This is a genomic window from Pantanalinema sp., from assembly GCA_036704125.1.
GTDB lineage: Bacteria > Cyanobacteriota > Sericytochromatia > S15B-MN24 > UBA4093 > JAGIBK01.
Genome location: DATNQI010000069.1, coordinates 27,053 through 49,287, shown reverse-complemented (window position 1 = coordinate 49,287; position 22,235 = coordinate 27,053). Strand labels below are relative to the sequence as shown.

Genomic DNA, 22,235 nt, shown 5'->3' with positions numbered 1-22,235 from the left:
GACCTCGCATGTCGGAGATTCTCTCGCAATCGGAGATCGACGCGCTGCTGTCGGCCCTCTCCTCCGGGGATCTGACCCCGGAGAAGGCGACGGCTGCGGCCGCGATCCCTGAAGAGGAGCACGTCCGGCGTACGGTCAAGATCTATGACTTCAAGCGCCAGAACAAGTTCTCGAAGGATCACATCCGCACCCTGTCGATGATCCACGAGGCCTTCAGCCGCCTCTTGAGCACCTCGCTCTCGGGTCAGCTCCGGATGCTGGTCCAGATCGAGGTGGTCTCGGTCGAGCAGCTCACCTTCGACGAGTACTCGCGCTCGCTGCCCTCGCCGACCATCCTCAACGTCTTCACCATGGAGCCCCTGGTCGGGACGAGCCTGTTCGAGATCAACATCGACATCACCTCGGCCATCATCGACCGCCTCCTGGGCGGCCCGGGCCGGGTGACGCGCATCCGGCGGGATCTGACCGACATCGAGCGGACCCTCATTTCCAGCATCACCCAGCGCCTCTTGAGCACCCTCAGCGAGGCCTGGCAGAACATCCTGACCTTCAGCCCCAAGCTGGAGACCATGGAGATGAACCCGCGCTTCGTCCAGATCGTGCCGCCGACCGACCCGGTGGTGCTCATCACCTTCGAGGCCAAGTTCGGCGAGAACACGGGGCCCCTGTCCCTGTGCATCCCCTACATCGTGCTCGAGCCCGTCATGAGCAAGATCTCGGCCCAGGCCATGTTCGCCACCCAGCGCCAGAGCCAGTCGACCGAGTATCGCGCCAACCTTCAGGGGCGGGTCAACGCGACCTACGTGCCCTTCCAGGTGGTGCTCGGCGAGGCCGAAGTGACGGTCTCGGACGTGGTATCGTTGGGCATCGGCGACGTTTTGCCCCTTTCGACCTCCGTCGAGGCCGAACTGTCCGTCCTCGTGAGCGAGCAGCTCAAGTTCAAGGGAAAACCCGGGACACTCCGAAACAAAATGGCCATTCAAATTACCGAAGTGGTGGATAACGCGGAAGGGGAAGAAGCATGAGCGATGCCTTGACGCCCGAGCTTTTGCGCTCGCTGGAGGAGGTCGGCGCGCTCGCGCTCGGTTCGGGAGCGACCACGCTGTCGATCCTCCTCAACAAGCAGGTCACGATCGCCTCGCCGCGCGCGACGGTCGTGGCGAGCAACGAGCTCGGGACGGTCCTGAAGGAGCCGGTGGTGTACGTGGACGTGCCCGCCAGCGTGGCGGGGGATCCGCTGACCATGGCGTTCGTCCTGACTCAGAACGACACGTCGATCATCACCGACCTGATGATGGGAGGCGAGGGCACCCCGCCCTCCGCCATCATCGACGACCTGCAGCTCTCCGCCATCTCCGAGGCGATCAACCAGATGCTCGGCATGGCGGCCAACACCCTCAACTCGACCTACGGCAAGAAGCTCGAGATCCAGCCGCCTCAGGCGGGGGTGATGGACAACCCCGAGGACAACTCGCTGCCCCCCTCCTACCAGCAAGGCTCGCTCGCGGCGGTGGCCTTCCAGCTCTCGATCGAGGGGCTGGTCACCAGCACGCTGGTGCAGCTGTTGCCCGAGGAGTCGGCGCGCGTCATGGGCGAGGCCTTCGCCGCCCAGGCGGCGAGCGAGAAGACGGTGCCGGCCGCTGCCCCCCCGGCGCCCAAGGCGGCCCCCGTCCCCCAGCCTGCGCCGCCTACCCAGGCGCCGCAGCCTGCCCCGCAGCCGGTCCACGCGCCGGCTCCGCAGCCTGCGTACGCGGCTGCTCCCCAGCCGGCCTACGCCGCGCCTGCCGCTGCCCTGGCCGTTCCCGTCAACGCGCAGGCCGCCCAGTTCGCGCCCTTGGGTGCCGCGAGCCAGACCATGGCCCCGCCCTCGGGCCTGGACCTGGTCATGGACGTGCCGCTCAAGGTCACCGTCGAGCTGGGGCGCACCCGGATGCAGATCCGAGACGTGCTGGAGCTCGGCAAGGGCTCGGTGGTCGAGCTGGACAAGCTCGCCGGCGAGCCGGTCGACCTTTTGGTCAACGGCAAGCTCATCGCGCGCGGCGAGGTGGTCGTCATCGACGAGAACTTCGGCATCCGCGTCACCGACATCGTGAGTCCCGCGGAGCGATTCACCTCGTTCCGGGCGTAAGAGGACAATCTTGGCTCTAGGCGTTCTGAAAGCACCAGGCTTCAAGCGGTTTTTCGCCGCGCTACTGCTCGTCCTCGGCCTGTGGGCGGGTGTCGATCGTGGCGTGGCCGAGGCGCGCCGCGAGGTGCCGCAGCCGCCGATCGTGGCGGCCACCGAGTCGGCCGAGGGCTTCGACTGGAAGGACTACGAGGATCCCGGCCTCAAGCGCGACGAGGGCAACCCCATCGCCAATGCCGTCCTCTTCGCCTTCAAGTTCAGCCTGGTGATCGGGATGATCTTCGGTGCAGCCTGGCTGTACAAGCGCGGCGTCATCTCGAAGCTCGCCCTCGGCACCACGGGCTTCACCCCCTCGGGCACCGGCATGAAGGTGCTCGAGAGCATGCCCCTCAAGGGGGGGCAGTCGCTGCACCTGGTGCAGGCGGGCGGGCGCTACCTGGTCGTCGGGAGCAACGGCCGCGAGACCCTGGTCAAGCTCACGGAGTGGGAGGCCGCCCCTGGCACGGCCCGCTTCGAGGCGCTCGTCGATCGCGTCGAGGACGACGCTTCGGGGGACTTCTCGGACGCGCTGGAGTCCAGCCTGCGCCAGGTGATCCGCCGGCCCAAGGAGCAGCCATGAAGCACCTGAACGCCCTTTCCCTGGCGCTCGGGAGCTGGGCCCTCGCCCAGGCGCCGGCCCTCGCCCAGGTGCAGGTGCCGCGAATCCCCATCTCGGGCGCCCCCCAGGACGTGGCCGCCAACCTCCAGCTCCTGGCGCTCTTGACGGTGCTTAGCCTGGCCCCTGCGATCCTGCTCCTGATGACGTCCTTCACCCGGATCGTCATCGTCCTCTCCTTCACCCGCCAGGCCATGGGCACCCAGATGATGCCGCCCAACCAGGTGATCATCGGGCTGGCCATGTTCCTGACCTTCTTCGTCATGGCCCCGACCCTGGGCGAGATCAACACCAAGGCCCTCCAGCCCTACATGGCCAACGAGATCTCGCAGACCGTGGCCCTGGATCGGGCGCAGGCCCCCATCCGCAAGTTCATGTTCAAGCAGACGCGCCAGAAGGACCTGGCCCTGTTCGTGCACATGGCCAAGCTCCAGCGCCCCCGCAACCCCGGGGACATCCCGACCTACGTGCTGGTGCCGGCCTTCGTCATCTCCGAGATCAAGACCGCCTTCCAGATCGGGTTCGTCATCTACCTGCCGTTCCTCGTGATCGACATGATCGTGGCGAGCCTGCTGATGAGCATGGGCATGATGATGCTGCCGCCCGTGATGATCTCGCTGCCCTTCAAGCTGATCCTCTTCGTGCTGGTGGACGGCTGGCACCTGCTGAGCCGCGCGCTGGTCTCGAGCTTCCAATGAGCCAGACGGTCTTCTACGAGCTCTGCCAGCGGGCCCTGTGGCTGACCATCACCGTCGGCGGCCCGATCCTCATCGTGAGCCTCGCGGTCGGCCTATTGGTCAGCATCTTCCAGGCGGTGACCTCGATCAACGAGGCGACCTTGACCTTCATCCCCAAGATCATCGCGGCCGTCGCCGTGCTGATCTTCGCCGGGCCGTGGATGGTGCAGTCGATCCTCGACTTCATGGCGCAGCTCCTGATCGACCTGCCGCGCTTCGCGAGGTAGCGCCGTGGACCTGGCGGCCCTCATGCAGCTGCCCCCCGGCGGGCTCGAAGTCGCCCTGCTGGTCCTGGTTCGGATCTCGGCCCTGTTCGTCATCGCGCCGGTGTTCGGCAACCAGGTCCTTCCCATGCGCTTCCGGGTGGGCCTCGCGGTCCTGGTGACCCTCCTGATCCTGCCGATCGCGCTCTCGGGGCCCCGGCCCGCCCTGGATGGTGCCAATGCCCTGGCGCTGGCGGTCGGCCGAGAGCTTGCCGTCGGGCTCCTGATCGGCTTCGTGGCGATGACCTTCTTCTACGCGGTGCAGTTCGCGGGCCACCTCCTGGGGCTGCAGATGGGCTTCGGCATGAGCATGATGTTCGACCCCACCACCCGCAGCCAGACCTCCGAGATCGCGGTGCTGCTGCTGCAGCTGGCCACCGTCTGCTTCCTCGCGCTCAATGCGCACCACTGGTTGCTCGCCGCGGTGTGGCGCTCGTTCGAGACGGTGCCCCTGGCGACCTTCACCCCGAACGGGGTTCTGCTCGATCGGGTCATCGCCGAGGTCAGCGGCATCTTCGACACGGCCTTGACGATCATGCTGCCCATCACCGGCATCATCCTGGTCATCGAGCTGGCACTCGCCATCCTCAACCGGGTCATCCCCCAGATGAACGTCTTCTCGATCAGCATGGGGGTCAAGGTCCTGCTCGGGCTGGGCACCCTGGCCGCGACCCTGCCCTTGATCGGCGGCACCTTCGACCTGCTCGTCGATAGGCTCAACCACCGCCTCCTGGAGCTCTTCCGGTGAGCGCGGACAAGGATCAGAAGACCGAGGACCCTTCAGGCAAACGCCTGGGCGATGCCCGCAAGAAGGGCAACATCCCGCGCAGCATGGACGTCAACGCGGCCGTGGGGCTCATGGTGGCGGCGATCCTGCTTTACTGGCAGTGGCGCAACATCGTCGAGCTCACCCGCAACCGCATGGTCGAGAACCTGAGCGCTTTCCCGCAGGGGGACCTGACGATCCCGGCCCTGCAGGTGATGGCCCTGACCCTGACCCGCGAGACCCTGCTTGCGATCGCCCCTTTCCTGGCGGGGATCCTCCTGGTCGGCCTCCTGGCGAGCTACGCCCAGGTGGGCCTTCTCTACACCCTCGAGCCCCTCAAGCCGTCGTTCGCCAAGCTCAACCCGATCCAGGGCATGAAGCGCATCGTCTCGCTGCGCGGGGTGGTCGAGACCCTCAAGGGCCTGCTCAAGATCGCGGTGGTGGGCTCACTGAGCTACGCGGTCATCCAGGAGCGCTACGTGCCGATCGTGACGGCGGTCCAGGCGGGCAGGGCGCAGCTCGGGGCGCTATTGGCCGATACCGCCTGGACCATCGCATGGCGCTCGGCCCTGGCGCTCTTCGTCCTGGGCCTGCTGGACTACGCCTACCAGCGCTGGGAGTGGTGGCGCAACCTCAAGATGACCAAGCAGGAGGTCAAGGACGAGGCCAAGCAGCAAGAGGGCTCGCCCGAGGTAAAGGGCGAGATCCGCAAGCGCCAGCGCCAGGCCGCGCGCCGCCGCATGATGCAGGAGGTCCCCACGGCGACGGTCGTCATCACCAACCCCACCCACTTCGCCGTCGCCCTCAGGTACGACCGGGACGCGATGGAGGTGCCGGTGGTGGTCGCCAAGGGGACGGACCTGGTGGCCAAGCGAATTCGCGACGTGGCGCGCGAGGCGATGGTGCCTCTGGTCGAGAACAAGCCGGTGGCCCAGGCCCTCTACCGCCAGGTCGAGGTCGGCGACGAGATCCCCCCCGACATGTACGCGGTGGTGGCCGAGATCCTGGTGGCCGTGACCCGGGCGGATGCCAAGGCGCGCATCTGAGCGCGAGCGGCAGATCACGTTTTGCGGCAAGGTCGGGACCAAAGTCCCTCCCCTGCTTGCGGCTGATTCGTTATTACTAAAGGTGTGCCCCATCGTCCCCCCTCCAGGAGGCCCCATGCGCAGCATCAAGCACGAGATCACCCTCCGGCTTGGAGCGGGCATCGCCCTGCTCTTCGTCGCCCTCTTCGCCTTCGTCGCCGTCTCGGTGCGCCAAGACCAGATCGTAGCCAGCGAGAAGTACGGCAAGGCCATCACCACCGACATCGCCGATCGCATGAGCGCCGACAATGCCCGCATGCTCAAGATGGTCGACCTGATGGCGGATCACCAGCTCACCGGGGCCTTCGGAAGGCGGGCGATGACTGCCGATTACCTGCGCAGAATCGCCGAGGGCAACCCCGACGTGCTCGGCGCCTACGTGGGCTACGAGCCCAACGCCGATGGCAACGACCAGGCGTGGGGCGGCGCGCGCGGAGCCGATAAGAGCGGGCGCTTCATTCCCTATTACAACCGCCTCAAGGGCGGGATGAACCTCGATCTGCTGGTGGGCATGGAGACCGACGCCTACTACCAGCTCCCCAAGAAGCTGGGTCGCCCGGTGGTGGTCGATCCCTACCTCTACGATGGGGTCATGATGACCTCCTTCGTCACCCCCCTGCGCAAGGATGGGCGCTTTGCCGGCATCGCCGGCGTCGACCGCGGCCTCGGGGACATCCAGAGGAAGCTCAAGGAGCTCAAGCCTTACCAGTCCGCCATGTTCCTGCTGCTGAGCCCCCGGGGCGGGGTCGTCGCGGCACCCGTCGATGCGCTTCTCGGCAAGGACATCACCAAGGACGAGAAGTTCGGTCCCATCTTCAAGGACCTGGTCGGCACGAAGAAGTCAGGCGTGCGCGACGTGCACGATCCCATCACGGGCAAGGACGGCTGGATGTTCTACCACCCGGTCGAGCAGGGCGAGTGGATGCTTGCCATGTACGTCGACCAGGGCGAGGCCCTGGCCTCGGTCAACCGCATGATGCTGGTGCTCGGGTTGCTCGCCGCCCTCGGGGTCGCTCTCGTCGCCGGTCTCCTGCTCTGGATGATCGGCTCGGCCGTCAAGCCGATGGAGCGCCTGACCAAGGCGTGCGAGGCGATCGCCGAGGGCGATCTCGGCCAGGTGCGCGTCCTGGTCCCCGAGACCGAGGTGGTGAAGGGCCAGAACGAGTTCGCCCGCATGACCCTGGCCTTCCGCGGGGCGATCGGTTACCTCTCGGCCGTGGCCGGCCACATGGACCGCATCGCCCAGGGGGACCTCAGCCGCTCGGTCGAGGCCAAGAGCGAGCGCGACCAGCTCGGGGTGGCCCTCTCGCGCATGTCCACCGAGCTGCAAGAGGTGGTGGGCCGGGTGCGATCGGCCGCCGACGAGGTGGGCGCCGGCGCCGTGCAGATCAGCAGCTCGAGCGCGGAACTCAGCCAGACGACCTCGGTCCAGGCCTCGAGCGCCGAAGAGACCTCGGCGGCCATGGAGGAGATGGCGGCCAACCTCAAGTCGGTGGATTCGAGCGTGCAGCGTCTGGGCAGCAAGGTGAGCCTGGTACGGGGCCAGTCGGACGAGCTCGCCGCCGCCGTCACCCAGACCAGCAGCTCCATCTCGGAGCTTGCCGCCAGCATCCAGCAGGTGGCCGGCAACGTGGAAGGGGCCAACCGGGTGGCCGGTGAGGCCTCTGTCGCAGCGGAGGCGGGTGATGCGGCGGTGACCAAGACCATCGCCGGCATGAAGGCGATCGACGAGACCATGGCCGGCATCCGGGAGACCATCCAGATGCTCGACCGGCGCTCGGGCGAGATCGGGGCGATCATCGAGGTGATCGACGACATCGCCGAGCAGACCAACCTCCTGGCCCTCAACGCGGCCATCGAGGCCGCCCGAGCCGGCGAGGCCGGGCGCGGCTTCGCGGTGGTCGCCGACGAGGTGCGCAAGCTCGCCGAGCGCTCGGCCAAGGCCACCCGGGAGATCGGGGACCTCATCAAGGGCATCCAGGCCGAGACCTCGCAGGCGGTGCACGTGACCCGAGAGGGCGCGGGGAAGGTGCGAGAGGGCGCCGAGCTCGCCGAGCGCACCGGCGAGGCCCTGGCCCGGATCAAGCAGGCGGCCAGCCAGGTCAGCAGCCTCCTGGGCGAGGTCACCGGGGCGACGAGCGAGCAAGCACGAGCCAGCGCCTCGATCGTGACGGCGACCGAGCAGATGGCCGCCATCAACGACCAGGTGACCGGCGCGGTGGCCGAGATGGACGAGCTGACGCGCAGCGTGACCTACGCGACCGCCGAGCAGCGCCAGGGCTCGGATCAGGTGGTGATCGCGGTCGAGAGCCTCAACCGCAGCTCCCAGGAGGCCTCCGGGGCCACGGACCAGGTGGCCCGCACCGCGGACGAGCTGAGCCGTCAGGCCCAGCAGCTCCAGGAAGCGGTGGCGTTCTTCCAGGTCGCCCCCGAAGCGCTGAAGGCGAGCGGGCGGCAGGTGCCCAAGGTGCTGGCGCTGCCGCAGCGGCGCTAGATCGCTCCGCGATCGCTCAGGGTTCTTTCAGGGGGGTCGCCTAAGCTCATCCTTTGGGCGATCCCTGGCGAAGTTAGGTATTTTGTCCCAATTCAAACCGGGCGAACGAGGTATACCCTAGAGAAGCGAGTTTGCGCGCGCCGTGGACCGCTTGCTATCGTCGATGCTCGAAAATGCCCGCCAGATCCTTCTTTCCGGCGTGTTGGAAGGATACAAACCGGGGTATAAAAAGCCGCACGGGAGACAGCGCGACCCGCACGGTCGCGCCACTAAGCGAGGGATTCTGAATGTCCGAAACCACCATCGAGCGCCAAGCTTCGACCTTGCTTCAGCTCGCCAGCTTCCGCCTGGCCGAGGAGGAGTACGCGGTCGACATCTCCGCGGTCCAGGAGATCGTGCGCATGTCCTCCATCACCCGCGTGCCCCGCGCCCCCTCCTTCGTCGAGGGCGTGGTGAACCTGCGCGGAAAGATCGTGCCCGTCATCGACCTGCGCCGGCGCTTCGGCATGGCCTCGGCCGAGCCGACCAAGGCGACCCGCATCATCATCGTGGACGTGGCCGGCAAGACCGTCGGCCTGATCGTCGACGCGGTGCGTGAGGTGCTTCGCCTCGACTCCGAGGCCGTCTCGGCGACCCCCGAGCTCGTGGCGAGCGGCATCGACGCCGCGTTCTTCAAGGGCGTCGGCCAGCTCGGCGATCGCCTCATCATCCTGCTCGACCTCCAGCGCTTGCTCAGCATGGAAGAGATCGCCGCCTTGGATAAGGCGCCCGTCTAGCCCCCATGTCGACGACGGGTTGGTTCGACCGGATCACGGCATCCTTCGCCGCCGTCCTGCGGCGGCGCGGCGGGCTCGACGGGCATGCTTCCTCGCGCGCCGAGGAGGCGGCCCCCGAGGACCGCGTGCGGGCCTTGATCCCGATCGTCCGAACCAACTTCGGCGAGCGGGCGGGGGACGATCCCGACGTCGGCGCGTTCGAGGCGCGCGTCCACGACGAGGCCTCGTTCAACGCCTGCGTCGAGGTGATCGCGCTGATGGGCCTCGAGGGCTTCGCCTACGACCCCGAGCGCCTGATCGCCTGGCTGGATCTGGGCATCTCCGCCTCCACCCTTTACGGCGTCTTCGACCTGACCCGACCCAAGGACCTTCACGACCTGGACGCCCTCTTGGGCGTGCTCGGCGCGGAGCCGGCCAGGGTGAGCGTGGAGTCCCTTCGCACGGTGGCCTCCGTCTACCAGCAGCTCGGCCGCCCGGTGGCGATCCACAACCTCCAGAAGGCGATCGAGCGCCTCGGCGGTGCCGGTGGCACGCCCGCCATCGCGACCTTCCTGGGCTGCGCGTCGGCCTACGAGGCCCTGGGGCCGGTGGACGCCTCCTTCGACGCCTTGCTGCTCGATCGGGTCGTCGACGAGGAGGCCATGGCCGCCACGGCCGCGCTGCTGGACCTTGTGGCGCTCAGGGTCAAGCGGATCGAGCGCTACGACGACATCCGGGGCCTGGTCGAGGGGGTCCGCGACCGGATCACCGTGCGCCGCCTCTCCAAGACCCTCAACCTCTTCGAGGAGTACGAGGTCCAGGTCGGCGATCTGGACACCTTCCACCTCTCCTTCGCCGATTCCCAGGCCGAGCTGGAGTGGCTCGATCGCGCCCTCAAGGGCATGACCGAGCTGGGACGCTCGGTCGATCGGGTGGTCCTCATGCAGCTGCGGGAATGGGCGCCCGAGATCGGCGCGCTGGGGCGGTACCTGACGGCGGTGCGCGCCTTCCAGAGCTCGGGGCTGAGCGTGGACGACATCGATCGACTGGTCCTCAAGCGGGTCGAGTCCGAGGAGCGCAGCCAGGTGCTCGGCCTGGTGGGCGAGCTGTGGTTCCGGCTGGGGCTCGGGGATCTGAGCTTCGAGCGGGCCGAGCACCTCGCCAACACCCTGACGGATCGCGCCCGCCTGAAGCGCTACGAGACCGCCGTCCTGCTCTTCAAGGAGCTCAAGCTCAGCGCGGGCGACGTGGAGGCCCTGGCCGAGCAGTTCATCTCGAGCGCCGACGACATCTACTGGCTCGAGGCGGTGCTCGCGAGCGCCGGCGACTCCGAGGAAAAGCTCGGTCGCATCAAGATCCTGCACCTGCGCGAGCGCTGCCCCGAGCCCCCTTTGCTGTATCGCTACTTCCGGCTGAAGCGGGCTTTCGACTGGCTCAACGCCGACCCCCAGGCCTTGGATGCCTGGCTCATCGACGCGGCCCCCCAGCCCGAGCGTACGGCCTGTCTGCTTGCCCTTTCGGAGATCCTCCAGGGGGACCATCGCATCACCCTGGACGAGGTCCAGCGCCACGAGGCGGCGTTCCCGACGCTCGAGCTGATCGAGGCCTACGGGGTCTGCGTCCACACCTTCAACGGCGACTGGCGCCGGTTCAGCGTGCTGCTCCATCAGGTCCGCCAGAGCGGCGATCTCGAGACCTGCTTCGCCATCATGAGCCGGACCTTCGAGGATGCCCGCTTCTCTGCGAGCCAGTTCCAGCGGGCGCTGGAGCTCCTGGTGGCCCAGGAAGCGGACGCTGCCGCCGATTCTTCATCCGATCCGTCCATCCCCCTTGTTCAGCCACTGAGAGAGGAAGCCTGAACCCATGGTAAACGATCAAAGGAGCCCCGCCAGCCTGGATTACGTTCGGGCGTTCGTCCAGGCTGCTGAGCGCGTCCTGGGCGAGGTGATCGGGGAGGTGCCCGGCAAGGGCACGCCGATCTTCCAGACGGCGCCCTCCATCGGCCTGCAGGAAGTCAACGTCACGGTGGGCATCACCGGCGACGTGCAGGGCCAGGTCAACTACGGCATGGACATGGCCACCGCGCTCGCCATCGCCTCGACCATGATGATGGAGCCGGTGGCTGCCCTCGACGAGATGTCGATCTCGGCGTTGCAGGAGCTGGCGAACATGATCTCGGGCAACGCGCGCTTCCACCTCAACGACCTGGGAATCACCTCGGACATCACCCCCCCCACGATGCTGGTCGGCAAGGACATGAGCGCGACCTGGCACCGGATCCGCGCGATGGCCGTCCCCCTCGACCTCAGCGCGGGCAAGATCCTCGTGACCGTCGGCATTCGCCAAGGAGCATAGTGATTCATGAGCATCCGCATTCTGATCGTCGATGATGCCCCCTTCATGCGCCGCACCCTCGCGAAGCTCTTCGACGAGAAGGGCTGGGAAGTGGTCGGTGAAGCCGCCAACGGGGCCGAGGCGGTCACGCAGTTCGCGTCATTGCAGCCCGACATCGTGACCATGGACATCACCATGCCCGAGATGGACGGCATCACGGCGGTCAAGGAGATCGTCGCGAAGCATCCCGCAGCGCGGATCATCATGTGCTCGGCCGTCGGCCAGCAGGACATGATCGTCGACGCGGTCAAGGCCGGCGCCAAGGACTTCATCGTCAAGCCTTTCCAGAAGGACCGCGTTCTCGCGGCCGTCGAGGGAGCGCTCAAGAAGTAAGGGGGGTAGCGATCGAGGAGTAGCGCGATGAGTTTCGAATTTAGCGACGAGGATTTCAAGCTCTTCCTGGAAGAGGGAAGGGCCCACCTCCAGACCCTGGAGCAGAGCCTGCTGGTCTTGGAGGACACCCTCGGTGAGCCCCTCGATCTCGCCCTGATCAACGAGATGTTCCGGGCGGCGCACTCGGTCAAGGGCGCGGCCGGCATGCTCGGCCTCAAGACCATCCAGGCCCTGACGCACCAGCTCGAGAACCTGCTCGGCCGCATGCGAGAGGGCAAGATCGGCACCGACCCGGAGCTGCTCGAGGGCCTCTTCGAGGCGGTGGACGTGCTCGGCACCCTCATGGTCGAGATGGGCGGCCAGGACCGGACGACCCGGACCGACACCGCCCCCACCACCCAGCGCCTCAAGGACCTCCTCTCGGCCCGCGAGAACGCCGGACCCACCACCGAAGACGCGAAGACCCTGCTGCCCTTCCACCTGGAGCACGGGCTCGAGGCCTCGCTCGACGCCAAGGCCATGGAGACGGCCAAGCGCGCCATCCGCGAGAAGCGCTACCTGTACGAGGTCAAGCTCGATCTCGAGGGCTGTCGCTGGGTCGAGGAGAGCATCGATCACGACGTCTTCCAGAAGCTCGCGGCCATCTCCGAGGTGATCGCCCTGCACTCGGACCCCGCCCCCCCCGAGCAGGGCAGCACCGAGGCGTTCGCCCTCAAGGGCCACGCTCTGGTCCAGTCCTCGGCGGACCCCATGATCCTCTCGATCCTGGTGCCGATGGGCCCGGACGAGCTGCGCCTGGTCTACGATCCGAGCAGCGCCCCCGAGGACGCGCCCGCCGCGCCCCAGGAGGCCGCTGCGGTCGTGAAGGCCAGCGAGGCTCCCAAGCCCGCCGCCAAGCAGGCGGCACGGGCGGGCGGCGCCGCTGCTGCCCACAGCCAGAGTATCCGCGTCGACGTGGAGCGCCTGGACGACCTGATGAACGTGGTCGGCGAGATCGTCATCGGCAACACCCGCCTCTCGCAGCTCGGCGGGGTCCTGGAGGGCCGCTACGACCGCGACGTGACCGTCCAGCAGCTCACCGAGAGCCTGGGACAGCTCGGGCGCCTGGTGGGCGACCTGCAGATGACGGTCATCCGGACCCGCATGGTGCCGGTCGAGCGCGTCTTCTCGCGCTTCCCTCGCCTCATCCGCGACCTGGCCCGCAACCTCGGCAAGGAAGCCAAGCTCGAGATGAGCGGCCAGGAGACCGAGATCGACAAGACCGTCAGCGAGGAGCTGGAGGATCCCCTGGTCCACCTGCTGCGCAATGCCATCGACCACGGGGTCGAGACGCCCGACAGGCGCGAGGCCAGCGGCAAGCCCCGGACGGGCACCATCAAGCTCTCGGCCCACCACGAGGGCAACCACATCGTGATCCTCCTGGAGGACGACGGCGGCGGCATCGACCCGGCCAAGATCCTCAAGAAGGCCCGGGACCTGGGCCTGGCGAGCCCGGATGCCGTCTACAGCGATCACGACGCGGTCCAGTTCATCTTCGCCCCGGGCTTCAGCACCGCCGAGAAGGTCACTGACGTCTCGGGCCGCGGGGTCGGCATGGACGTGGTCAACCAGAACATCCGCAAGCTCAAGGGCTCGGTCCACGTCGAATCGACCAAGGGCGAGGGCTCGAAGTTCATCATCAAGCTGCCCTTGACGCTCGCCATCACCAAGGCCCTCCTGGTGCGCGCGGGCGGCGAGACGTTCGCCATCCCGCTCGAGAGCGTCCGCGAGAGCATCCGCCTCGCGCCTTCGGCCATCAAAACCATCAACGGCAGGCCCGTGACCCAGGTCCGCGACGAGGTGCTTCCCCTCTTCAAGCTGCAGGAGGCCTTCGGCTTCGGCTCGGACGGCCAGGAGGCGCGTCACCTGCCGGTGGTCGTGGTGGGCAGCGGCAAGGAGCAGCTGGGCCTGATCGTCGATCGCCTGGAAGGCGAGCAGGACATCGTGGTCAAGAGCATGGGCAACTACCTGGGCGAGATCCAGGGCGTCGCTGGCGCGACCATCCTGGGCGACGGCCGCGTGGCCCTCATCCTGGACGTGGCGACCCTCATCGACGAGGGCGCCCGGCGCGCCGGGCTCGGCGCGACGAGCGCCGGTTAGGGGGCGCGGCGCACCATGCTGGACCCCAAGACCCACGGCGAATTGCTGCGCCTGCGTGACCTGATCCAGGCGCATGCGGGCCTGAGGCTCGAGGAGGCCAAGCTCCAGGCGCTCGTCCCCAAGTTCGAGGGGGTGATGCGGGAAATCAATTGCCCCAGCCTCTCGGCGCTGGGGGACATGCTCATGCGCGAGATGGCCTTCGGGGCGGGCAAGGCATGGACGGCGGTGATCCCGCTGGTGACGATCAACGAGACCTACTTCTTCCGCGAGATGCACCAGCTCGAGATCTTCCGCGCCCACCTGGTCCCCGAGCTGCAGAGGCGCAACGCGACGCGCCGCCACCTCAAGATCCTGAGCGCGCCCTGCTCGACGGGCGCCGAGCCCTACACCCTGGCCATGCTCCTGGAGCAGACGCCGGCCAACATGGTGGGATGGAACGTCGAGATCCACGGGGTGGACATCGACGGGCCGGTCGTCGAGCAGGCCAAGGAGGGCCTCTACCCCAAGGCGGCCTTCCGGGCCACCGACCAGGCGCAGCTCGACCGCTGGTTCAAGGCCGAGGGCGATCGCTACCGCATCCTGGAGCGGGTGCGCAAGGCGGTGGCCTTCCGGCAGGGTAACCTGCTGGAGATGAACAAGTGGCCGGGGTTCAAGGGCTTCGACGTGATCCTGTGCCGCAACCTGCTCATCTACTTCGACCAGGCGACCCAGCGCCGCCTGGTGGACCTGTTCTACCAGGCCCTCAACCCGGGCGGGTACCTGCTCCTGGGGCACTCCGAATCGCTGCTGACGCTTGGGACCTCGTTCTTGCCCGACCCGGTGCACCGTGCCATGGTCTACTACAAGCCGACCGCTGAGATTGAGAAGGTCATGCGATGAGCGACTCCATTCGCGTTCTGATCGTCGACGACTCGGCCTTCATGCGCCGGGCGATCGCCCGCATGCTCGCGGCCGATCCCGAGATCGAGATCGTCGGCAGCGTGGGAGACGGCGCCCAGGGACTCGAGGCGATCAAGACCCTCCAGCCGGATGTCGTCACCATGGACATCGAGATGCCGGTCATGGACGGCTTGACCGCCCTCAAGCGGGTCATGGACGAGATGCCGCTGCCGGTCATCATGATGAGCACCCTGACCCAGAACGGGGCGACGGCCACCCTGACGGCCCTCTCCCTCGGGGCTTTCGACTTCGTGCCCAAGCCCGAGTCGTCCATGATCGACGTGCTCGGGGTGGAGCGCGAGCTGCGCGAGAAGGTGAGGGCGGCGGCCCACTCGCGCCGCTCCCGCCGTCGCCTGTCGGGTGGTCACGGCCCGGCCGCGGTCCATGCGGCCACGCTCGGCCACCAGGCCTCGGCGCCGGCTCCCGCGAAGCCCCCTCAGCCCCTGCTGGTCGCCCCGGCCGCGCGCTCGGGCCAGCGGGTGCCCGAGGTGATCGGGATCGGCATCTCGACGGGCGGCCCCCCCGCGCTCCAGTCGCTCTTCAGCGCCCTGCCCGGCGACTTCCCGGTGGGGATCGTGGTGGTCCAGCACATGCCGCCCGGCTTCACCAAGCCCCTGGCCGAGCGCCTCAACCGCATCTGCCCGCTCACCATCCGCGAGGCGGTGGACGGCGAGGTGGTGGAGCCCAAGAAGGCCCTGATCGCCCCGGCGGGGACCCACCTGGTCCTGAAGCGGGAGGGCAGCCACCTGGTCTGCCGCACCATGGACGCCTCGACCACCAAGACGTGGCACAAGCCCTCGGTGGACGTCCTCTTCGCCTCGATCGCCCAGGTGGTCGGTCCCAAGGCGCTGGCGGTCATCATGACCGGCATGGGCAACGACGGCACCGCGGGGGCTGGCGCCATCAAGAGCCGCGGCGGCGAGATCTGGGCCCAGGACGAGGCCACCAGCGTCGTCTACGGCATGCCCCGCACGGTCTTCGAGGCGGGGGTGGTGGATCGGGTCCTGCCCCTCGGCTCCATCCCTACGGCCCTGACCACCCTGGTCGACGGCTAGGTCGCGTTCCGGCACGATGCCCCGGGCGGTATAACCGCCCGGGGCATCGTCGTGCTGAGCGTTAGAACGCCAAGCTGGTGTGCAGGGCGACCACGTTGGCGTTGGTGGTCGTGGCGCCGTAGCGGGTGATGTTCTGGTTGTCGAGCACCAGGGTGACCCCCTTGGCGGGCTTGAAGGAGAGGCCCGCGATGGCCTCGAGGCGCTCGTCGCCCGCGGTGATCTCGCTCGGCTCGATGTAGTCGCCGCGCAGCAGCAACTCGACCCCCGGCACGCCCGGGATCGGCAGCGCGGCCACTTCGTAGGCGCTCAGGACGTGGCCCATTCCGAAGGGGCTTGTCTCGCTGGCCTGGTCCCAGAGGCGGGTGCCCTGGAGGGCGCAGCGGAAGGTGTCGCTCCTGAAGCCCAGCAGGACCGAGGCGCGATCGCTGACGAACTTGGCCGCCGTCCGGCTCCGCTCGCCGAGCGCCGTCAGCTCCATGCCGAAGGGGGCGACGAGGCTCACGCGCCCCTGGGCGGACTTGAAGCCGTCGGTCTCGCCGGAGCGGAAGCCCTCCCCGTTGTAGACCGCCAGGGCGTAGTCGAGCGGGCCGTTGCTGCCCAGGGCCTTGAGGCCCTTGTCCCAGGTGCCGACGTAGGTCTGGCCCTTGCCGATGCCGCCGGCGAGCGGCACGGTGCCCAGCATGCGGTAGCCCCAGAAGCCATACTCGTACTCGGTCCAGGGCAGGGTCACCATCCCGAGCTGCAGGCTACCGCCGGGATAGAGGCCGTCCGCCTGGAGGTAGGCGTTCTGGAGGAGGACGTCGTGGGGCTCGGTCGAGCCGCTAGGCAGGGGCTCGGCGTAGGGGTTGAGGGTGATGACGCCCGACCAGACGTTGTCGATCCGGACCTTGCCCGTGAGGAAGGCCCGGGTCAGGTTGAAGCCCGCGAGCTGGCCCGAGGTGGGGGCGCTGTAGTCGGCGAAGACGACCCCCGAGACGGAGGCCTCGGGCTTGGCCTCGGCGGCCGGGGCCCAGAGGGGGATGAGCGCCGTGAAGAGCGCCAGGCAGGAGGGAAGGGTCGAAGAGAGGGTCATGGGGGCTCCTTATCGTGAGGGGCGAGGCGCCGCGAGGGCGAGGGGACGCTCGGCGCCCAGCGCCGTCTGAGGATCCTGGGAGTCGAGCTTGAAGAAGGAGATGGCCTCCTGGAGCCGGCGCGCCTGCTCGGTGAGGTCGTCGGCCGTGCGGGCGACCTGATCGGTGGCGGCCGAGGCCTCGCGCGAGCTGCGGTTCAGGCTCTCGACCGCGACCACGACCTGCTCGGAGCCCTGGCGCTGCTCGCCGGTGGCGTAGGAGACGCCCCGGGCGAGCTGCTCCATCTCGGCCACCGCGCCGGTGACCTGGTCGTTGATCGCAGCCATCTGCTCGGTGGCCGAGACGATCGCGCCGCCGGAGCGCGCCTGCTCGTCGGTGGCCGTGGCGACCTCGGCCAGGAGCCGGCCGACGTGGCTCGCCGCATCCCGCATCCGCCCGAGGGCCTCGCCGGTACGGCTCGCCAGCCGCGAGCCCTCTTCGACCTTGGAGGCGCCCTCGTGGGTGACGCCGACCGCCTGGGTGGTTTCCTGCTGGATGGCCCGGATGAGGTCGCCGATCTCCTTGGTGGCCTTGGCCGAGCGCTCGGCGAGCTTGCGCACCTCGTCGGCGACCACCGCGAAGCCCCGGCCCGCGTCGCCGGCGCGGGCGGCCTCGATGGCGGCGTTGAGCGCCAGGAGGTTGGTCTGATCGGCGATGTCGTCGATCACCTCGATGATCGCCCCGATCTCGCCCGAGCGCTGATCCAGCAGCTGGATGGTGGCACGGATGCCCCCCATGGTCTCGGCGATCGCCTTCATGCCGGCCACGGTCTGGTTGACGGCCTCTTCGCCGGCGTGCGCCGCCCCGGAGGCCTCCTCGGCCACCCGGTTGGCGTTCGAGACGTTGCCCGCCACCTGCTGGATGCTGGCCGCAAGCTCCGAGATGGAGCTGCTGGTCTGGCTGACGGCCGCGGCCAGCGCGTCCGACTGGCCCCGAACCAGGCCCACCTTGCGATCCATGGTCTGCACGGTCGAGTCGACCGAGTGGAGGCTGGCGTTCATCTCCACCATGGCCGCCGAGGTCTCTTCGGCGCTGGACGCCTGGACGGCGACCGACGCCGCGAGCTCCGCGCTGGAGCTTGCGATCGCATGGGCCTCCGCGCCCACCGCGTCGGAGGCGGCGCGCACCCGCTGGACGATGCCGCGCAGGCTCTCGACCATCTGGGCGACGGCGGTGCCGAGCCGGTCGCTCGGGCTCTTGGGGGTGAGGCTCCGGCTGAGGTCCCCCTGGCTCATGGCGCTCGCGACCGTGGCGACCTCCGTGAGGTAGCGGGTCATGTCCTGGAAGCTCTGCGCCATGGCTCCGATCTCGTCCTGGCGACGTTCGCGCACGTCCTGGTCCAGTTCGCCTCGCGCGATCGCCTGGGCGGCGCGCTGCATGCGCTGGATGGGGTTCACGATGGAGCGGGCGAGGACCCACGCCATCGCGAGGGCCGCCCCGAGCGCGACGACGATGAAGCCGACGGTCAGCGCGAGCGAGCGCTGGGCGTCTTGCACCGAGGCCTCGTAGCGCGCCTTGCTCTCGGCCTGGATCCGGTCGTGGACCTGCTGGATGGCCTCTTCGGCCTTGAGGAAGTGATCGCGCCCGTCGCGCTCCATCAGCCAGGCGGCCTCGACGGCCCCGCGCGTCTGCTTCTCGACCATGGCCTGCCTGACGATGGAGATGAAGGCGTCGGTCTCGGCCTTGAAGGCGCTCAGCTCGACCTGGCCTTCCTTGACCGCGTCGAGCCCCTCGAGCGCGGTGACCATCTTCTGGAAGTCGGTCAGGTCGCCGTCGAGGGTCCCGGCGATCTTCTCCTCGCGCTGCGGGGTGGGGGCGCCGACGAAGCGGTGGGCGCCCACGCGCAGGTTGTGGAGCTGGGCGAGGGTCTCGGCGCTCTGGTTCAGGCCGGCCAGGTCCTGCCGGTAGGTCGCGGCCAGAAGGCCCTGCACCCGCTGGACCGAGAAGACCGAGGCCACCCCGAGGGCCGCGATCAGCGCGATCATGAGCAGGAAGCCAGAAAAGATGCGGGCGCGGAGCGTGAGGCGCATGGCTGCTTCTCCTTGTGGTGCGGGCGCGGTAATTTTATCACTATAGGGGGCGCAAGCTCCGCCGCCTTGGGACTTTAGTCCCGAATTTTCGTCCGGGAGAGCGCCCTTGCGCCTCGCTTGGTTGTACAATGGTCCAGGCGCGGCAGGCAGTGCGTTTAAGGAAACGGTATCGCGCGTAAGATGCAATCATGGCAACCGGCGCAGCAGTAAAGACCCCAGCCTCCGGGCTCACGCGGATGCTCCAGCAGAGCGACCTGGTGCTTGCGGTCGTGATGGTGGTGATCGTGGGGATGCTGATCATCCCCTTGCCCACCGCCATCCTGGACGTCTTCCTGGTCCTGAACATTACGGGCAGCCTCTTGATGCTGCTCATCTCGCTCTACGTCCTGGAGCCCGTCCAGTTCAACACCTTCCCGTCGCTGCTCCTGGTGCTGACGCTCTTTAGGCTCGCGCTGAACGTCTCGACCGCGCGCCTGATCCTCCTGCACGGCGAGGCCGGTCACGTGGTCGAGGCCTTCGGCAACTTCGTCATCCAGGGCAACTACGTCGTCGGGATCATCATCTTCTTGATCCTGACCGTCATCCAGTTCGTGGTCATCACCAACGGCTCGGGCCGCATCTCGGAAGTGGCCGCCCGCTTCACCCTGGACGCCATGCCGGGCAAGCAGATGGCGGTCGACGCCGACCTCAACGCGGGCCTGATCAACGAGGAGCAGGCCAAGGAGCGCCGCAAGGCCCTCCAGCAGGAGGCCGACTTCTACGGCACCATGGACGGCGCCTCCAAGTTCACCAAGGGCGACGCGGTCGCGGGCCTGGTCATCACCGCCGTCAACATCGTGGGCGGCATCCTGATCGGGGTGTTCCAGCAGCACCGCGACATCGTGCAGGCCCTCCAGACCTACACCCTGCTGACGGTCGGCGACGGCCTGGTCTCGGCGATCCCGGCCCTGCTCATCTCGACCGGCACGGGCATCCTGGTCTCGCGCGCGGCCTCCGACGTCAACCTGGGCCAGAACATCTCGCGCCAGCTGCTGGCGAACCCCAAGCCCCTGATGATCGTCTCGGCCATGCTCGTGGCCATGGCCATGGTGCCGGGCCTTCCCACCCTGCCCTTCCTCATGGTGGGCGGCGGGATCGGGGCGCTGGCCTTCGCCCTGCGCCGCAACGAGCAGACCGTCGCCCAGGAGGCCGAGGCGGCCCGGGCCAGCGAGGCCGAGGCCGCGGTGACCCCCAAGGGCCCCGAGAACGTCATGAACCTCCTGAAGGTCGATCCCATGGAGCTCGAGATCGGCTATCGCCTGATCCCCCTGGTGGACGCGGCGCAGGGGGGCGACCTGCTGGATCGCATCACCATGATCCGGCGCCAGACGGCTATCAAGCTGGGCCTGGTGCTGCCTCCCATCCGCGTGCGCGACAACCTCCAGCTCAAGCCCAAGGAGTACCGCATCAACCTGCGCGGCATCGAGATCGCCCGCAGCGAGATCCAGATCGACCACTACATGGCCATGAACGCCGGGATGGCCGTCGAGCAGATCGACGGCATCCCCACGGTCGAGCCGGTCTTCGGCCTGCCGGCGGTCTGGATCACCGAGGACCTCAAGGAGCGCGCGGAGCTTGCGGGTTACACCGTCTTCGACGCGTCGAGCGTGGTGGCCACCCACCTGACCGAGGTGATCAAGGCCCACGCCCCCGAGATCCTCACCCGCCAGGACGTGCAGGGCCTCCTGGACAACATCAAGCAGGATTCGCCGGCGGTGGTCGCCGAGCTGGTCCCCGACCTTCTGGGGGTCGGCGACATCCAGCGGGTGCTCCAGAACCTCCTCAAGGACCGGGTCTCGGTCCGCGACCTCTTGCCGGTGCTCGAGAGCCTCGCCACCAACGCGCGCCTCACCAAGGACCTGGACATGCTCACCGAGCATGCGCGCGCGGCCCTCGCGCGCTCCATCTGCAAGTCCGCCCTCGGCCACGACGGCGCCCTGTCGGTGGTGACCCTGGACCCCGGCCTCGAGCAGCTCCTGGGCAACTCCATCCAGGTCACCGATCAAGGGGCCTTCGTCGCCCTGGAGCCCGGCACCGCGAGCCGCCTCATCCGCAACATGGGCGAGCTGGTCGAGCGCCTGATGGCCCAGGGCCACGTGCCGGTGGTGCTCTGCTCCTCGAAGGTCAGGCTGGTTTTCAGAAGATTGATCGAGAGGAAGTTCCCCAACCTGTCCGTGCTCGCTTACAATGAGGTGGTTCCGCCTCAGACCGAAGTTCGCTCGCTGGGCGTGATCGCTCTCTAAGGGATCATTGGGATGAAGCTACCGATTCAACCTGGCCAGACCCTCCAGATACTCGTTCCCGTCGGCGCTCGCACCGTGCCTTGCCAGGCTGTCGTCCTGCGGGTCGGGAACCGGACCTTCGACACGGGGCTTCCCCAGCGCCACGGCCTCAAGATCCCGGTGGAGGTGGACCACCTCACCGTCTCGCTCACCCTGGCCGACGCGGTCTACACCCTGAAGTGCCCGGTGGTCGTGGTCAACTCGGAGGGCCTGTCGCTCGGCCTGCCGCCCGAGGACGACGTGCGCCGCGTGCAGCGCCGCGAGTTCGTCCGGGTGCCGACCTCGCTGCCGTGCCAGGTGGAGCCCGAGCTCAGCGAGGAGGCGATCGCCCTGCAGCGCGAGCAGCTGCCCGAGGGCGTCGACCCCGACGAGTACGGCGCCCCCTTGCCGGCCTACGTCCAGGACATCTCGGGCGGCGGTTGCTCGCTTTTGATGCCGATGGACCTGCCGCGCAACAGCCGGATTCGCATCACCCTCGAGCTGCCCCAGGAGGGCGAGGTCCTCGTCTTCGGCGCCGTCGTCCGGACCTCCAGCGTGCAGACCCGCAAGGGGACCCGGTTCCTGATGGGGGTCGACTTCGGCAAGCTTGACCAGGCCATCCGTACGCGCGTCGTGCGCTACGTCTTCGCCGTCCAGCGCGAGCTGGCCCGCAAGGCCCGCCTCGATCGGGAGGGCCTCGAGCGGTGAGCGATCGCAACTGGAGCCTGGTGCTCGGGGTCATCAGCACCTTCGTGATCTTCGGGGTTGCCCTCTTCTCGGGGGTATCCGAGGAGACGGCCGTGATCCGCGGGCTGGTGGGCGGGCTGGTGGGCGGCTTCATCGGCATCGGCCTCAACTACCTCGGTGCCGCCGCCGTCCCTGCGCGGGGGACCAAGGGCAACTCCTTCGACGTGGTCCTGCCCGAGGCCAGCGGGGGGGTGGAGCCCCTGGATCTCACCCCTCGCCCCGAGCGCTTCGTGCCCATGGACTTCGCCCAGGCGGCCCGGGTCGTTCAGCAGACCATGCACGAGGACTAGCGCGTCTAACAAAGCTGTT

Annotated in this window: 20 protein-coding genes; 18 read left to right on the top strand and 2 right to left on the bottom strand. The window is 68.2% G+C overall.

The window, feature by feature from the left end; translation table 11 throughout:
- Positions 1-8 precede the first annotated feature (8 nt).
- From fliM to V6D00_11095, 15 genes are all read left to right on the top strand, one after another.
- The gene (gene fliM, locus V6D00_11165; GenBank protein ID HEY9899731.1) at positions 9-1,025 is read left to right on the top strand and encodes a flagellar motor switch protein FliM; all 1,017 of its coding nucleotides are present in this window, start codon (positions 9-11) and stop codon (positions 1,023-1,025) included.
- Entirely contained in the window at positions 1,022-2,128 is a 1,107-nt protein-coding gene (gene fliY, locus V6D00_11160; protein ID HEY9899730.1) for a flagellar motor switch phosphatase FliY, read from the top strand. The genes fliM and fliY overlap by 4 nt, the downstream gene beginning before the upstream one ends.
- Before the next feature lie 10 nt (positions 2,129-2,138).
- A complete protein-coding gene (locus V6D00_11155; GenBank protein HEY9899729.1) occupies positions 2,139-2,744 on the top strand; it encodes a flagellar biosynthetic protein FliO in 606 nt (201 codons plus the stop codon).
- Positions 2,741-3,478: a flagellar type III secretion system pore protein FliP gene (gene fliP / locus V6D00_11150; GenBank protein ID HEY9899728.1), complete on the top strand. Its 738-nt coding sequence runs from the start codon at positions 2,741-2,743 to the stop codon at positions 3,476-3,478. Before V6D00_11155 ends, fliP begins: the two co-directional genes overlap by 4 nt.
- Positions 3,475-3,744 carry a flagellar biosynthesis protein FliQ gene (gene fliQ, locus V6D00_11145; GenBank protein ID HEY9899727.1) on the top strand — a complete coding sequence of 90 codons (270 nt, stop codon included), beginning with the start codon at positions 3,475-3,477 and terminating at the stop codon, positions 3,742-3,744. Before fliP ends, fliQ begins: the two co-directional genes overlap by 4 nt.
- Before the next feature lie 4 nt (positions 3,745-3,748).
- A complete protein-coding gene (gene fliR / locus V6D00_11140) occupies positions 3,749-4,528 on the top strand; it encodes a flagellar biosynthetic protein FliR (protein HEY9899726.1) in 780 nt (259 codons plus the stop codon).
- Entirely contained in the window at positions 4,525-5,592 is a 1,068-nt protein-coding gene (gene flhB, locus V6D00_11135; protein HEY9899725.1) for a flagellar biosynthesis protein FlhB, read from the top strand. The genes fliR and flhB overlap by 4 nt, the downstream gene beginning before the upstream one ends.
- Positions 5,593-5,707: 115 nt before the next feature.
- On the top strand, positions 5,708-8,125 hold the full coding sequence (locus V6D00_11130; GenBank protein HEY9899724.1) for a methyl-accepting chemotaxis protein: 2,418 nt from the start codon (positions 5,708-5,710) through the stop codon (positions 8,123-8,125).
- Positions 8,126-8,412: 287 nt separating this feature from the next.
- Positions 8,413-8,901 (top strand): chemotaxis protein CheW, encoded by a 489-nt coding sequence (locus V6D00_11125; protein HEY9899723.1) that lies wholly within the window; start codon positions 8,413-8,415, stop codon positions 8,899-8,901.
- Between the two features lie 5 nt (positions 8,902-8,906).
- A complete protein-coding gene (locus tag V6D00_11120; protein HEY9899722.1) occupies positions 8,907-10,739 on the top strand; it encodes a hypothetical protein in 1,833 nt (610 codons plus the stop codon).
- A 4-nt stretch (positions 10,740-10,743) separates the two neighbouring features.
- Positions 10,744-11,235 carry a chemotaxis protein CheX gene (locus V6D00_11115; protein ID HEY9899721.1) on the top strand — a complete coding sequence of 164 codons (492 nt, stop codon included), beginning with the start codon at positions 10,744-10,746 and terminating at the stop codon, positions 11,233-11,235.
- 6 nt (positions 11,236-11,241) lie between these two features.
- A complete protein-coding gene (locus tag V6D00_11110) occupies positions 11,242-11,607 on the top strand; it encodes a response regulator (protein ID HEY9899720.1) in 366 nt (121 codons plus the stop codon).
- A 27-nt stretch (positions 11,608-11,634) separates the two neighbouring features.
- A complete protein-coding gene (locus V6D00_11105; GenBank protein HEY9899719.1) occupies positions 11,635-13,746 on the top strand; it encodes a chemotaxis protein CheA in 2,112 nt (703 codons plus the stop codon).
- A 15-nt stretch (positions 13,747-13,761) separates the two neighbouring features.
- Entirely contained in the window at positions 13,762-14,625 is an 864-nt protein-coding gene (locus V6D00_11100) for a protein-glutamate O-methyltransferase CheR (protein ID HEY9899718.1), read from the top strand.
- Positions 14,622-15,740: a chemotaxis response regulator protein-glutamate methylesterase gene (locus V6D00_11095; GenBank protein HEY9899717.1), complete on the top strand. Its 1,119-nt coding sequence runs from the start codon at positions 14,622-14,624 to the stop codon at positions 15,738-15,740. The genes V6D00_11100 and V6D00_11095 overlap by 4 nt, the downstream gene beginning before the upstream one ends.
- A gap of 61 nt (positions 15,741-15,801) precedes the next feature.
- On the opposite strand, the gene V6D00_11090 is transcribed toward V6D00_11095, so the two are convergent.
- Both V6D00_11090 and V6D00_11085 read right to left on the bottom strand, forming a co-directional pair.
- Complete coding sequence (locus tag V6D00_11090; protein HEY9899716.1) at positions 15,802-16,812, bottom strand: hypothetical protein; 1,011 nt, start codon at positions 16,810-16,812, stop codon at positions 15,802-15,804.
- 9 nt (positions 16,813-16,821) lie between these two features.
- Positions 16,822-18,879: a methyl-accepting chemotaxis protein gene (locus V6D00_11085; GenBank protein HEY9899715.1), complete on the bottom strand. Its 2,058-nt coding sequence runs from the start codon at positions 18,877-18,879 to the stop codon at positions 16,822-16,824.
- Positions 18,880-19,067: 188 nt separating this feature from the next.
- Here V6D00_11085 and flhA point away from each other — a divergent pair, with 188 nt between their 5' ends.
- Genes flhA through V6D00_11070 form a run of 3 tightly spaced genes read left to right on the top strand, consistent with a single transcriptional unit; the run spans position 19,068 to position 22,216 of the window.
- Entirely contained in the window at positions 19,068-21,161 is a 2,094-nt protein-coding gene (gene flhA / locus V6D00_11080; protein ID HEY9899714.1) for a flagellar biosynthesis protein FlhA, read from the top strand.
- 12 nt (positions 21,162-21,173) lie between these two features.
- A complete protein-coding gene (locus V6D00_11075) occupies positions 21,174-21,887 on the top strand; it encodes a PilZ domain-containing protein (protein HEY9899713.1) in 714 nt (237 codons plus the stop codon).
- Positions 21,884-22,216, top strand: coding sequence for a hypothetical protein (locus tag V6D00_11070; protein ID HEY9899712.1), 333 nt, complete (start codon positions 21,884-21,886; stop codon positions 22,214-22,216). The genes V6D00_11075 and V6D00_11070 overlap by 4 nt, the downstream gene beginning before the upstream one ends.
- Positions 22,217-22,235: the final 19 nt, after the last annotated feature.

Excerpts from the sequence above, each read along its gene's own strand:
- V6D00_11075 (HEY9899713.1), top strand. The coding sequence starts at position 21,174 with ATGAAGCTACCGATTCAACCTGGCCAGACCCTCCAGATACTCGTTCCC.
- V6D00_11100 (HEY9899718.1), top strand. The coding sequence starts at position 13,762 with ATGCTGGACCCCAAGACCCACGGCGAATTGCTGCGCCTGCGTGACCTG.
- fliP (HEY9899728.1), top strand. The coding sequence starts at position 2,741 with ATGAAGCACCTGAACGCCCTTTCCCTGGCGCTCGGGAGCTGGGCCCTC.
- V6D00_11085 (HEY9899715.1), bottom strand. The coding sequence starts at position 18,879 with ATGCGCCTCACGCTCCGCGCCCGCATCTTTTCTGGCTTCCTGCTCATG.
- fliY (HEY9899730.1), top strand. The coding sequence starts at position 1,022 with ATGAGCGATGCCTTGACGCCCGAGCTTTTGCGCTCGCTGGAGGAGGTC.
- V6D00_11115 (HEY9899721.1), top strand. The coding sequence starts at position 10,744 with ATGGTAAACGATCAAAGGAGCCCCGCCAGCCTGGATTACGTTCGGGCG.
- V6D00_11090 (HEY9899716.1), bottom strand. The coding sequence starts at position 16,812 with ATGACCCTCTCTTCGACCCTTCCCTCCTGCCTGGCGCTCTTCACGGCG.
- V6D00_11105 (HEY9899719.1), top strand. The coding sequence starts at position 11,635 with ATGAGTTTCGAATTTAGCGACGAGGATTTCAAGCTCTTCCTGGAAGAG.
- flhA (HEY9899714.1), top strand. The coding sequence starts at position 19,068 with ATGGCAACCGGCGCAGCAGTAAAGACCCCAGCCTCCGGGCTCACGCGG.
- V6D00_11130 (HEY9899724.1), top strand. The coding sequence starts at position 5,708 with ATGCGCAGCATCAAGCACGAGATCACCCTCCGGCTTGGAGCGGGCATC.
- V6D00_11125 (HEY9899723.1), top strand. The coding sequence starts at position 8,413 with ATGTCCGAAACCACCATCGAGCGCCAAGCTTCGACCTTGCTTCAGCTC.
- fliQ (HEY9899727.1), top strand. The coding sequence starts at position 3,475 with ATGAGCCAGACGGTCTTCTACGAGCTCTGCCAGCGGGCCCTGTGGCTG.
- V6D00_11095 (HEY9899717.1), top strand. The coding sequence starts at position 14,622 with ATGAGCGACTCCATTCGCGTTCTGATCGTCGACGACTCGGCCTTCATG.
- fliM (HEY9899731.1), top strand. The coding sequence starts at position 9 with ATGTCGGAGATTCTCTCGCAATCGGAGATCGACGCGCTGCTGTCGGCC.
- V6D00_11110 (HEY9899720.1), top strand. The coding sequence starts at position 11,242 with ATGAGCATCCGCATTCTGATCGTCGATGATGCCCCCTTCATGCGCCGC.
- V6D00_11120 (HEY9899722.1), top strand. The coding sequence starts at position 8,907 with ATGTCGACGACGGGTTGGTTCGACCGGATCACGGCATCCTTCGCCGCC.